The organism is Parachitinimonas caeni (assembly GCF_030129945.1).
Lineage (GTDB): Bacteria > Pseudomonadota > Gammaproteobacteria > Burkholderiales > Chitinimonadaceae > Parachitinimonas > Parachitinimonas caeni.
The window spans coordinates 16,416-29,318 of record NZ_JARRAF010000003.1; the positions used below are offsets into that span (position 1 = coordinate 16,416).

Genomic DNA, 12,903 nt, shown 5'->3' on the forward strand with positions numbered 1-12,903 from the left:
TCACCTCGAATGAATTAGTTGACGCAACAGCGCCTGGGCGGCCGCAAAATCCAAAGACTCGATCAGGCGCTGCAAGGCTGCAGCCTGGGCCTGATCAGCAAAATGCGGCTGCAATAGCGCCATGGTTGCCAGGGCATCCAGACTCTGCGCTTGCAGATCTGTCTGCAGTTGGGCCAGCCATTGTACGGGCAAACCATCGCGGTCGATGGTTGCCTGCGGTGCCGAGGGAGGTTCGGGATGCGCGGCCAGCCAGTCCGCAGCGGCCTGCCGCCATTCCTCCACCACTTCAGGCAGCATAGACAATAGCGCCTGCAGTGGCTCGCCTGCGGCGGCCGTGCGCTCGATCTGCTCACTCCAGCGTCCCAGCCTGACCACGCCCAATTGCAAGGCAATACCGCGCACCGCATGTGCCAGCTGCTGCACGGCCAGATCGCCACTCTCCCCTGCTGCGGCAAACTCCTGCGCCAGCCGGGCTGCCCGCGCCTGAAAACGCCGGATCAGCTGGGCAAAGCGCGTGAGATTGGCACCGGTTCGCTGCAAACCATCATCCGGATCGAAGACCGGCCAAAGACCGCTGATCGACGGTGGCACGACTGCACCGGCATCGCCTTCCGGCACCGGGCGTTGCGTCCAGCGGCATAGCATGGCTTCGAGCGCCTCAACGCGGAAAGGCTTGGTCAGAATGTCGTCGATACTGGCTTCGTGACAACCGGCAAGTTGGGTATCAAGCACCGCTGCCGTCAACGCCACCAGTGGCAGGCGACAGCCCCGCTGGCGCAGGGTGCGGGCGGTATCCAGCCCCCCCAGATGCGGCATGTCCAGATCCAGCAGCACAATGTCGAATTCCGGCTCGCCCGCCACCTGCGCCAGAACCTGCAAACCGTCTTCCGCCGTCGCCACCTCGGCGCCCAGTTCGGTCAGCAAATCGCGGGCCAGATCACGGTTGAAGCCATTGTCGTCTGCCACCAGCACCCGCAGGCCTTGCAGACGGCGGACCGTGCGCAGCACCGGCGCCACATGAACCGGCGCCGTCTCAACGGCACAGTCCAGCACCAGCCAGAAGCGGCTACCACGCCCCGGCTCGCTGTCAAAGTCCAGGTGGCCGCCCATTGCCTCGGCAAACTGGCGGCAGATGGCCAGCCCAAGACCTGTGCCGCCCATGCGCAAACCGCTGGAGGTCTGCTCAAACCGGGCAAATACCTTGGACCGGTCTTCCGGCGCGATGCCGACCCCGGTATCAAGCACTTCCAGCCGCAGCCGGAACAGCTCGGCCACCATATGGCCAGCCAGCCGCAGCTCCACCCCGCCCTGCTCGGTAAATTTGAGGGCATTGCCGAGCAAATTGATCACAATCTGCCGCAGCTTGCGCTCGTCGCCGCGTAAGCGGCCCGGCATATCGTCAGCCACCCGCAAGGCCAGCTGTAAGCCCTTGGCCTCGGCACGTAAGCCGAACATCCGGAAAATATCCTGCACCATGCCGTGCGGATCAAACGCCTGCAGCGTCAAAGTCTGCTGCCCGGCTTCGATCTTGCTCATTTCAAGCACGTTGTCGATCAATGCCAGCAGGTGCTCACCACTTTTCTTGATGATCTGCGCCTGCTCGCGTTGGCGGTCCGGTAAAGCGGCGTCACGCTCCAGCAATTGCGCGTAGCCAATCACTGCATTCATCGGTGTGCGGATTTCATGCGACATATTCGCCAGAAACTCGCTCTTGGCGCGGCTGGCAGCTTCGGCCTGCTGGCGAGCCGCCACCAGCTCGGTTTCAACGTCCTTCAAGCGGGTGATGTCCGTTGCCAGCGCACACAAGGCCCATACCTCACCATCGGCATCGAACAAGGGCGCACGGTTGATCAGGCAGACGCGCTGGCTGCCATCGGCATAACGCAGGTTTTCCTCGTAGTTGATCCGGTGTCCCTCGGCCAGCGCCTCGCGGTCGGCCCGCTCCACCCTGGCGGCAACTTCCAGCGGCAGCACTCCGCGCGCCGACTGGCCCACCACCGCCGAACGGGGTAAGCCGACCGCCTGCTCGAATGCCCGGTTCACCAACAGATACCGCCCCTGCCGGTCTTTGAGGGTGATGATGGCATCCGCCGCGTCAATCACCTCCTGCAGGCGACTGCGCTCACGGCCCAGCACCAGCTCGGCCTCTTTGCGCACGGAAATGTCGGTTGCCATGCCGCACAGGGCGTAAGGGCTGCCACTGGCATCGCGCAGCACGAAACGGCAGGTCAGCGTTGTTTTGTAGCCCTCGGGCGATGGGACGCGCTCTTCGACGGTCAGCGGCCCTTCCCCATCCAGCGCCATCCGGTCGTGCAAGGCCAGGCGGGTGGCAACCTCACGGCCAAACAACTCACGGTCACCATGGCCCAGTGCCATCTCCCGCTCAATGCCATAAAAACTGCTCCAGGCCGGATTAACCTGCTGGTAGCTGCCGTCGAGCCGTTTGACCCAGATCGGCGTTGGCGAGAAATCGAGAATGGTCTGCAGGTGACGTTCGCGCTCTGCCAGCTGGATCAGCGCATCGTGCAACTCGCTCTCAGACCGTCTCCGCTCAAATTCATAGCGGCTCGCCAGCTCGCCATACAGCACGGCGTTTTCCAGCGACACCGCCGCTTGCCGGCCAATCAGCTCCAGCACCGACAGCCGGGAGGGCGTGAACAGCTGTGGCAAACTCATGTGCTGCAGCATCAGCAGGCCGGTGCGACGCCCCTGGTGCAACAGTGGCAGCGCCAGAACCGAACGGGCGCGGATACCCGGCACGGCGAAGCGTTCATCGTTGCGGACATCATCCACACATACGGTTTCATCGAGCCGGATGGCGTAGCGTAAAACCGGCTCGGCCAGCTCTGGCGCCAGCCCCAGCATGGCACTCAGGCCACCGCCCACCGGGTCGGCATCAAACCGGCGCTGGTCATAGCTACCCGGCATGCCGCCACGCACCACCACTGCCAGCCCGGCTCGCTCCAGCAATACGGCGCCAACCTCGGCACCGCTGAACTGCAGCATGGTGCCCAGCAGGGCGAACACCAGCTCATCGAGTCGCAGGCTGCCGGAAATGGCTTCGAGTGCGCGCTGCACTGCCAGCAGGTCTACATCCGCCAGTTCAACCGAGGCCGCCACGGCGGCGGGTTGTTCCAGATCGCCAAACTCCGCGAGCAGCTGTTCCAGCTTGCGGCGGGCCCCCCAGCGTCGATACGCCTGACAGGCCCCCTCCAGAAATGGCCGGGCAATCCGCTCACGGCCAGCGGTAATCAGATAGCGGGCCGTCAGTTCGTGCGCCATTGCCAGATCCACCAGAAATCCATTGCGCTCGGCTTCAGCAATAGCGCGCTCGTAACCATCCAGACAGTCGGCCAGCGGCCGATCGGCACGCCGCAGCATCTCGGCTTCAATCAGATAGACTTTCTGGCGATAGGTCTCCGGCACCCGCTCCGCCCAGTTGCGCAGACGGGCCAGCAGCTGGCCGATTTCCGCCTCGCTTTCGGCCTGGACTGCCGCCTGGGCACAGAGCGTCAACGCCCGCCAGAAAACATAATCCACCTGCACATACAGGCTGATGGCCGCACGCTCGAACCTGGCGGCCTCCTGACAATGCTGCCAGGCCCGCTCGAAGTCGCGGTACAGGCAGGCCAGCATGGCGCGATAGGTGTTCAGGTAGAAAAAGCTGTAGCGGAAATTCTGCGCCCGCATGGTTTCCAGATAGCGCGCCTCGGACAACTCACCGCAGTCGAGAACGTGCTCACCGGCTGTCTCGCCCGCCACGTTACGGCGCAGCATGTCGAAAGCGTGATAAGTCACCGGCACCAGCTGGTTGAAGGTGCGGGCACAGTAGGCATAAGCACGTTCCAGCTGGGCGGCGACCAGCTCCAGCGGCTCACCGCGAGACCAGAGAAAAGCCACCTGATGAAACAGGGTATAGCGGACATACTCGGCATGACCGGCCAGATGCCCCACCCGCACCGCCACTTCGAGGTGTTCCAACACCTGCGGGAAAGGCTGCACCCAATGGGTGAGGAAGATGCCAAGAATCGACTCGACAGACGCCTGCTGATAGGTATTGCCCAGCCGCGAAGCCAGACGCAGCGCCGACTGTCCCAGTTCGAAAGCCAGCGTGTATTCGCCGAACAGCCCTGACAGCAGGATTGCGAACGAGGTCACGCCGGAGGCGCTATCCCGGTCGATGCCATGCTGCAAGGTCATCCGGAACACCCGCTCGACAATCACCACATACAGTCCGGGGTCGGAGAGATAGGTCGTGGCCTTGAGCGAAGTCATCAGCTCCAGAGCAAGCCGCACCGTCTCGTCTGTCGCCTGTGGCAGAAACTCGATCATGGCCACTGACTGGCTTTTCACCAGGGCCAGCGCCTCGCCGATCTCGGCCTGAAAAGTCGGCCCGGTATCCCCTTCCGGCAAGGGAAAGCCCAGCAGGGTCAGGGCATTGCGGGCATGGGCAATCGCCTCGGGTAAGCGCCCCTGCGCGGCCTTCTGCCGGGTCATCACCACCAGCAGGCGGGCACGATCCAGTGCTTGGCCAACATGCGGCAGAATCGCCGCCACGCGCTCGGCCACGCTCTCGAAATGGGACTGCGCCAGCTCGGCCAGAGCGTGCTCGGCCGACAGCTCAAACCAGAGCCGATGATCATGCTGCCAGCCCTGTTCCCCAACAAAGCCCAGCCCGGCCAGAAAAAAGCTGGCCGCCGCATCAAATGCCGAGGCATCACGCGCCCGACATCCGGCAATCAGATTACAGCGGGCCAATGCCAGCCGTTGCGCAGCCGGCACCGCCTGTGCGGCCATATTGAGGTGACTCAAGGCATCGAACAGGCGGGAATCATGTTCCGGGTCGTCAATCGCCGCCAGCATCAGCTGACCAATTCGCGCCTCCAGCACCAGCCGTTGGTCGGCCGTCAGCCCGGATAGCGCCGCCTGTTGTACCCGATCATGCAGAAAGCGCAGCTGCTGGCGCACCAGCAGCGTCTGGCCCGAACTCTCGACCAGGCGTTCCTCACTGGCCAGCAGAAAGTCCGCCTCGATCGCCGGGGCAATCACCTGCCAGGCAGCCGGGAGGTCGCCATCCAGCGCCAGGGCCAGCCAGTCGAGATCGAATTGCGCCCCGACACAGGCCGCAATCGCTAATGCCTGCCGGGTGGCAGCGGGTAATTCGGCCAATCGTTGCGCCACCAGATCGACCAGATTGTCGGTCATCGGCACCGCCGCGATCGACTCCAGATTCCAGCGCCAGCGGCGTGCCGTCCGGTCAAACCGCAGCAGGCCCCGCCGTTCCAATTCGAAGGCAAATTGCTGGGCAAACAAAGGGTTGCCCCCGGTTTTACTCCGGACGAATCGCGCCAAAGGCCGCAGGGTTTCCATTGGGCGATGCAGCGCATCCGCCAGCATGGCAACAATGGCGGGCTCGGGCAGTTCACGCAATTCCAGCTCGGCCAGCAGACGACCTGCGCCCTGCAGGGTCTGCATGAAGCCGGCAAACGGATGATCCGCATCCACCTCGTTGCGACGGCAGGCCAGCAGCACCAGCATGTGGCGGGAGTCGGGATCGGTCAGAAGGGATTTGAGCAGGCGCAACGTGGTGTCGTCAGCCCACTGCATATCGTCGAGAAACAGCACCAGCGGGTGTTCTGGCCCTCCCAGCGCCTGCAGGAAACGCTGAAAGACACGGTCGGATCGATTTGCCGCCTCGGCTGGCGGCAGGGTCGGCAAAGCAGGTTGCGGACCCATGATGCCCTGCAAGGCCGGCACGATATCGAGCAGAATCTGTCGGTCGGCCGGCACGGCCGCTTCGATCCGCAACCGGAAATACGACAGCTCGGCATCACTCAGCGTCAGCAGACGGCGCACCAGCTGGTTCAAGGCCGATGTCAGCGCCGACAAGGGCAGCGCCCGTTGCAGCTGATCGAATTTGCCGCTGGCAAACAAGGCGCGCCGAGCCGTCAACGGCCGCAGCAGCGTCTGCACCAGCGCCGTCTTGCCAACACCCGCCGGCCCGGCCACCAAGGCGGCACCCGCCGCGCCGGTACTCACCCGCTCGAACGTCGCCAGCAACTGGTCACTACTTTCCTGCCGCCCGTACAAGCGGCCGCTGAACACCAGCCGGTCGGCCACATCGTGCCGTCCCGGCTCGAAATCCCGCACTGCGCCCGACCCCAGCTGACCGGCCAGTTCGACCATGTCTGCCATCAGACCTGCCGCGCTGACGTAGCGACGCGAAGGCTCTTTTTCCAGCAGCTTCATCACCACGGCGGACAGCGGCAAGGGAATGCGGCTCTCCAGCTCGTGCGGGGCCGGGGGAATCTGCGTCAGATGCTGAAACACCAGTTCCAGCGGGTCGGCACTGCCAAACGGCCGATGCCCGGTCAGCGCCTCGTACAGCATGACGCCCAGCGCATACAGATCGGTGGCCGGGGCAGGTGGTACATTCAGACGGCCACTGAGTTCCGGCGCCAGATACGCCAGCTCCCCTTCCAGCTCTGAAGGATTGCGGTAGTCGGCATCAACCATGCCAAAGCGCCCTGCCGTCGATAGGCCAACCAGCTTGAGCAGACCGGTGGCCGGCGCCCACAGCAGGTTGCCGGCACTCAAACCGCGATGCAGCAGGCCCTGTCCATGCAAATCAATCAACGCTTCGGTGGTGCGGATCGCCAGTGCGACAGCCTCTTCAACCGGCAAAGGGCCGGTGGCCAGCAAGCGCTGCCGCAGGGACTCGGCGGGAATCAGATCCAGAACCAATGCAGGCAGGCCACCGGCATCAAGCATGGCCAGCGCCGATGGCAGAAACGTTGAGCGGGCTTTCGACAGGATGGCAAATTCGTGATGAAAGCGTATGCGCTCACGCCCCAGCGGCCGTTCAGGCAGGGCCAGCTTGATCGCCACTTCAAGCCCATCAGCCTCCCGCCGCGCCCGATACACCGCCGTGCGGGCCCCCGCCGCCAACGGCGCAAGGGGGAGATAACCTTCAGGAAAACTTTGCGTTCGCATCCGATATCCTGGCTCTGTTGACGTTGGTTTTTTAGATGGCGCCCAGGCTCTGCTGACGTCAGGTTTGCAGATCGCTTCACCCGCGATGCCCACCACCCATCGAGAGCCCGACCGGCAGCCATTCATTGTATGCAACCATTCAGCATGGTAGCGCCAGGCCAAAATCAGCGTACAGGCGGCGTGCTACAATTAGCCGGTTTTTCAGAAGCTCCACCCCATTGCGCAGCGGTACACGACCGCATAACGGCTTGCCGGGTGGTTGTCGGCTCTGTCAGGCACTTCATGCCGTCAGGCAACGGTTTTGCACATTACTTCCAGAGGATATCCATGGCTGGCCATAGCAAATGGGCTAACATCAAGCACAAAAAAGAACGCGCCGACGCCAAGCGCGGCAAGGTCTTTACCCGTCTCATCAAAGAAATCACCGTAGCCGCAAAGCTCGGCGGCGGCGATGCTGATTCCAACCCGCGTTTGCGCCTGGCGGTGGACAAGGCGCTCGACGCCAACATGCCCAAGGATAATATCCAGCGCGCGATTGATCGCGGCACCGGCAGCATGGAAGGCGTCAACTACGAAGAATGCCGTTACGAAGGTTACGGCATCAGCGGGGCTGCGGTGATGGTCGACTGCCTGACCGACAACCGTACCCGTACCGTCGCAGATGTCCGCCACGCTTTCTCGAAATACGGCGGCAATATGGGCACCGATGGCTGCGTGGCCTTCCAGTTCAAGCATTGCGGCACGCTGGTATACGCACCCGGCACGGCCGAAGATGCCCTGATGGAAGCCGCACTCGAAGCTGGCGCTGAAGATGTGATCACCAATGACGATGGTTCAATCGAAGTCATCACCCCGCCCTACGAATTCGTGCAGATCAAATCAGCCATTGAAGCCGCAGGTTTCAAGGCCGAATTTGGGGAAGTCACCATGAAGCCGCAATCCGAAACCGTGCTGACTGGCGATGACGTGACCAAGATGCAGAAGCTGCTGGATGCGCTGGAAAACCTCGACGATGTACAAGAGGTTTACACCACCGCCATTCTGGAAGAGTAAGTAGCGGTTCAGGAGCCCTCATGACAGCCGTTGCAGACTGGGACAAGACAGACTCGGCAGCGACGATGAATCAGGGCGTAGCAGATAGGGGCTTGGCAACAAGCCCCTTTTCTTTTGTGCTGCTGCGGGGGAAACATGAAGATGCCCAAACGCTGGAAGCCCGAGTCATTTCGACTCTGGCTGTTGTTGCTGGTACTCGCCATTGGCCTGGACTATGCACTGCTGGGATTTGGCAATCCGGTCGATACCCGCATGGGCGACTTCTGGCAGAAGCTGCACGCCAGCCAGCGCCCAGCCGACGCCGGAATGGTTCTGGTCGATATCGACCAGAAGAGCCTTGACCGGATGCAGCCGGTAGCCGGCAAATGGCCGTGGCCGCGCTCCTTGCTGGGTGAAATGATCGACGGCATAGCCGCCCAGAAACCCCGGGCCATTGTGGTGGACTTGCTGCTGAACGAACCCGACCTGGCCCGTCCCGAACAGGATGCCTATCTATCCGATGTGATTGCCCGCCACCCTGAAGTGCTGGTTGCCGTGCAATACATGCCCGGCCGCCAGACAGCCAAAGCCGACGGCAGCCTGCTGCGCTACGCCGAGCTACCGGCGACGCTGGGGATTCGCCGCACCCCGATCGCCCACGCCCAGGCAGATGCGGCCATGCTCTTACCCACCGTGCTACGCGACCCGACCAGCTGGCGAGGCGGTTTGGTAGACCGGCTGCAAAGTGCAGATGGCGTGGTTCGCCACTATTATTTATCGAAGCAGGATCAGGGCTGGCGCTTGTTGTCCCTGCCGGCGCAACTGGCGCAAATGCAGCGCTGGGACGTGCCGGTGGAGGCCGGGCAGATCCGCCTGAACTGGCGGCAGCATTGGCAGCATGTGTCATTCGCCGAGCTGTATGACGATTTCGAGCGCGGCCAGCGCCTGCGTCCTCAAGACGAATTCCACGGCAAGATCGTGGTGATCGGCATTGAGGAGGCTTCACTCGGCGACCGACACGCCACGCCCATGTCCACGCTGACACTAGGCCCGGAAGTGCTGGCAACGGCCATCAGCAATCTGGCACATCAGGACTGGCTGCGCGAGGTGCCGCGTCCACCTTTGGCCTTCATGGCCATCCTGCTGGCCATGCTGGTGATGTGGGCGTTCGAGCGAGCGCATTCACCGCTGCGGATCGGTCTGGCACTGGGTATTGCCACCCTGAGTGGCGCCGCCGCCAGCTGGTGGTGGCTGGGGCGTCATTGGTTCATCCCGCTATCAGGCGTGCTGGCCTGGGGCTGGATCGGCTACTGGGGCTGCGCCTTGATCGCCTATTTTCGAGAGCGACGCCAGCGCGAAGCCGCGATTGCTCTGTTTCAGCGTTTTCTAGATCCACGCGTGGTCGGCCAGCTGGTCAATACCGGTGAAATCGACCAGAGCCAGAATGCGCAGAGCCGTGAAATCACGGTGCTGTTCTCCGATATCCGAGGCTTTACCACGTTGTCGGAAACCCGCAGCCCTGAATACATCGTCGCGCTATTGAACCGTTATTTCACCATGCAGGTCGAAATCGTGTTCAAGCACCACGGCACGCTGGACAAGTTTATCGGCGATGCCATCATGGCGTTCTGGGGCGCACCGGTCAGTGACCCGGAACACGCCCGCCACGCCGTAGCAGCTGCCATCGAAATGGCCGAGGCGCTGGAGCGCTTCAAACGCGAACTGACCGACCTCGGCGCCGACTTCGACATCGGCATCGGCCTGCACACCGGGCCGGCAGTGGTCGGCTTTATCGGCTCGAATGAGCGTCTGGACTACACGGCGATTGGCGATACCGTCAACCTCGCCAGCCGGATCGAAGGCCAGACCAAGGGTGTGGCACGGGTGCTGGTCTCGGATGCCACGCGCGCCGCCTGTCTGGATGCGTTTGATTTCGTCGATAAAGGCCAGCATCACGTCAAAGGCCGCGAGCAGGAGGTTGAATTGTTTGAGCCAATCAGGAGACAAACATGAAATATCTGGCATTCGCCCTGGCTGCAAGCCTGAGTGCCCTGGCCACGGCCGATGAAGCCACCGTCACCCAGGTGACCGAGCTGAAGGCCACGCCGGCCAAAGACGGTAAATCGGTCGTCAAGATTTTCGCCCGCACCCAGGTCGATACCACCGGCAAACGCCAACCCGGCTGGGTTGAAGTCAAACTCAAGGATGGCAAGACCGGCTGGCTCAGTGACAAGCTGGTCGTCGTCAACCCGCCCCCTTTGGCCAAGACCGATGCCAGACCCGAGGCAAAAGTCGTCGAAGCCAAGGCAGCCCCCGCTCCGCCCCCCGTGGCTGCCCCAGCCGCCCGCCCCCGCAAGGGCCGGGTGGTTACCCAGGTCCGACTGCAGGCGGGCCCCGCCAGGGATACCAAGGTGGTTGCCACCCTGCCCGCCAATACCGAGCTGACCGTCATCAAGCAGGAAGACCCTTGGGTGCAGGTCATCGCCATGAACCAGCAAGGCTGGCTCAAGCTGCCGGAGGTCCACTTCTCAACCGGTCAGGGAGGAGATAGCGGCGTGGGCAAGGTGTTCCAGGTCATGCAGACCGGCAAATCGGGTTCTGAAGCCGGCACTGCCGGCAAGGCACTCGACCCGGAAGGATTCAAGAGCGCCGTGCATGATTACAAGGAGCTGGCCAAGCTTGATCAGGTAGACGCCAGTGAAAGCGAAGCGCGCGCCTTTGCCCGGGGCGCCAGGCTGCAGCAGCGTCGCATTGATTATCTTGAAGCCCGCTAAGCGGCCGGAGCCTACCTCATGAACGGGATATTCAAACTCACTCTCGCAAGCAGCGTGCTGGCGCTGGCCGCCTGTGCCAATGTCAACGTCAATCAGGTCAACCAGGGGCTGACCGCCCTGCAGAAGATGTCGCAGGCCAAATCGAACGATCCGGCCGTCGATCTGACACTGGGCATGGACTTCTCGGCACGTCTGCTGGGGGCCGCCAAGCTCGACCGCGATCTGGCCATGCAACGATACGTCAATCAGGTTGGCACCTGGGTGGCACTACAAAGTGATCAGCCTAAGCTGCACTGGCGCTTTGGCGTGCTGGATGCGCCTCAGATCAACGCCTTCAGTGGCCCTGGCGGCTACATTTTCATCACACGGGGCCTGTATCAGACCTTGCGTAATGAATCGGAACTGGCTTGTGTCCTGGGCCACGAAATCGCCCACGTCACCCAGCGCCACCACGCCAGCGCCAAGGCCAATGAAGGCTTATATGAACTGGGGGCGCTGGCGCTGGATGCCGCAGCCAGCAATTACTCGCGCAATTCCGGCTCGCTCGATGCCAATCAGCGGGCCGAAATGAGCAAGAACATGATCAAGGGTTTTGTCGGTGAATGGGCCTTGCGGGGTTTTGATCGCAAGCAGGAGTTCGAAGCCGACCGCATCGGCGTGGTCTTGTGCGCCCGGGCAGGCTACAACCCGTTTGGGCTGATTGGCACTTTGCAGACCTTGCAGCAATACCGGCGCGAAGATGGCCCCGTCAGCTGGATGTTCAGCACCCATCCGTCGCTGGATGATCGCTTGCGCGAACTGGACGCCGCGATGGGCGACAAGCTTGATGCCTACACCAAAACCAGTGAAAGCGGTAACTTCAGCCGCTTCAAGCGTTAGGTTCTGTTGACGTAAGGTTTAGCGTCGCGCCGGATCAAGGTTTGCAGCAGAGCGATACCCGCAAGGTGCAGGCCGTAGCGGATAAGGGGCTAACGCCCCAACCACCACGTACGGCAGGGTGCGCGTGGTCTAGGCTCTGTTGACGTTTTGTTTCCGGTCGCGCCGGGCCGAGTTTTGGGGCAGGGCTAGGCAGGGTGAGCGCAGTCTAGCGAGCTAAATAAACGAACCCTAACGACGCCATGCACCACCCATCGCTCCCAGCCTTGCGGGGACACAGGGTTCCGCCCGATATGGCACGAAGGCAAGGCATACGCCTTGCCTCAAGACTTGGCCAGTAGCGTTTTCAGCGCACTGGGCTGAAAGTGGCGACGCGTGGTGATGGCGTAGAAGTTTTCATAGACCTTCGGCACCGCGCAGTATTTTTGCAGCACGCCCGACCTTAGCTCGTCCTGCACCACCACTTCGGGCACAACGGCCAGGCCGCCGGTATCCCGCGCCAATAGCCGCAGCATCGCCATATCATCGACTTCAGCAAAAGGACGGATCTCCAGCCCCGCCTCGTCACAAAACATATCGAACTGGCTGCGGATATCACTGCTACGCCCTGGCAGCAGCAGTCTGGCTGTCGCCAGATCGTCGGGAAAGCGGAAAGGGGTCGCCGTATCACGCGGCGGGCCGACCAGACAAACCGTCTGCCGACCAATCCGCCGGCAGCGCCAGGGGTGCTGGCCTTCGGCCGTCACCGGGCGGTTGGACAGGATCAGATCCAGCTTGTGCACCTTGAGCCGTTCCAGTAGATCCTCAAGGCTCGCCGACTCAAGAATCAGGTGCATATCATCGGCACTGATCACCGGCTTGAGAAAATTCTCCAGAAAATTCCGCGACAAAGTGGCTACAGCGCCCACGCGCAGGCGTTGCACCGTGGGCCCCTCGCCAGCCTGCACCGTCATCATCAGTTCCGAGCCCAGGCTGAAGATACTCTCGGCGTAGCTCAGGGCGAGGTTACCCACCTCCGTCAGCTGCAAAGCGCGGCCACTGCGCAGAAACAGTGGGTGACCAAGCTGCTCCTCCAGCTGCCGGATCTGCGAGGACAAGGCCGATTGCGACACATGCAGCAGCTCTGCCGCCCGTGTCAGGTGCCCTTCCTTGGCCACGACCCAGAAGTAGAACAGATGGTGGAAATTGAGGCGCTTGAGGATATTGATTCTCATAAACAGAACGTTTT

6 protein-coding genes are annotated in these 12,903 nt (G+C 62.3%); 4 read left to right on the plus strand and 2 right to left on the minus strand.

Annotated features, from left to right (window positions below; all coding sequences use genetic code 11):
- Positions 1-6,993, minus strand: a complete 6,993-nt coding sequence (locus PZA18_RS03120) for an AAA family ATPase (RefSeq protein WP_284099330.1) — start codon at positions 6,991-6,993, stop codon at positions 1-3.
- Between the two features lie 327 nt (positions 6,994-7,320).
- Here PZA18_RS03120 and PZA18_RS03125 point away from each other — a divergent pair, with 327 nt between their 5' ends.
- The 4 genes from PZA18_RS03125 (at position 7,321) to PZA18_RS03140 (ending at position 11,678) form a co-directional block, all read left to right on the plus strand.
- Positions 7,321-8,046: a YebC/PmpR family DNA-binding transcriptional regulator gene (locus PZA18_RS03125; RefSeq protein WP_284099331.1), complete on the plus strand. Its 726-nt coding sequence runs from the start codon at positions 7,321-7,323 to the stop codon at positions 8,044-8,046.
- Between the two features lie 135 nt (positions 8,047-8,181).
- Positions 8,182-10,038 (plus strand): adenylate/guanylate cyclase domain-containing protein, encoded by a 1,857-nt coding sequence (locus PZA18_RS03130; protein ID WP_284099332.1) that lies wholly within the window; start codon positions 8,182-8,184, stop codon positions 10,036-10,038.
- Complete coding sequence (locus tag PZA18_RS03135) at positions 10,035-10,799, plus strand: SH3 domain-containing protein (protein ID WP_284099333.1); 765 nt, start codon at positions 10,035-10,037, stop codon at positions 10,797-10,799. The genes PZA18_RS03130 and PZA18_RS03135 overlap by 4 nt, the downstream gene beginning before the upstream one ends.
- 18 nt (positions 10,800-10,817) lie before the next feature.
- The gene (locus tag PZA18_RS03140) at positions 10,818-11,678 is read left to right on the plus strand and encodes a M48 family metalloprotease (RefSeq protein ID WP_284099334.1); all 861 of its coding nucleotides are present in this window, start codon (positions 10,818-10,820) and stop codon (positions 11,676-11,678) included.
- 320 nt (positions 11,679-11,998) lie between these two features.
- Here the strand turns inward: PZA18_RS03140 and PZA18_RS03145 are convergent, their stop codons facing one another.
- Positions 11,999-12,889, minus strand: a complete 891-nt coding sequence (locus PZA18_RS03145) for a LysR substrate-binding domain-containing protein (protein ID WP_284099335.1) — start codon at positions 12,887-12,889, stop codon at positions 11,999-12,001.
- Positions 12,890-12,903: the final 14 nt, after the last annotated feature.

Bases quoted from the DNA above. Each gene is read 5' to 3' on its own strand.
- PZA18_RS03140 (WP_284099334.1), top strand. From the start codon at position 10,818: ATGAACGGGATATTCAAACTCACTCTCGCAAGCAGCGTGCTGGCGCTG.
- PZA18_RS03135 (WP_284099333.1), top strand. From the start codon at position 10,035: ATGAAATATCTGGCATTCGCCCTGGCTGCAAGCCTGAGTGCCCTGGCC.
- PZA18_RS03125 (WP_284099331.1), top strand. From the start codon at position 7,321: ATGGCTGGCCATAGCAAATGGGCTAACATCAAGCACAAAAAAGAACGC.
- PZA18_RS03130 (WP_284099332.1), top strand. From the start codon at position 8,182: ATGAAGATGCCCAAACGCTGGAAGCCCGAGTCATTTCGACTCTGGCTG.
- PZA18_RS03120 (WP_284099330.1), bottom strand. From the start codon at position 6,993: ATGCGAACGCAAAGTTTTCCTGAAGGTTATCTCCCCCTTGCGCCGTTG.
- PZA18_RS03145 (WP_284099335.1), bottom strand. From the start codon at position 12,889: ATGAGAATCAATATCCTCAAGCGCCTCAATTTCCACCATCTGTTCTAC.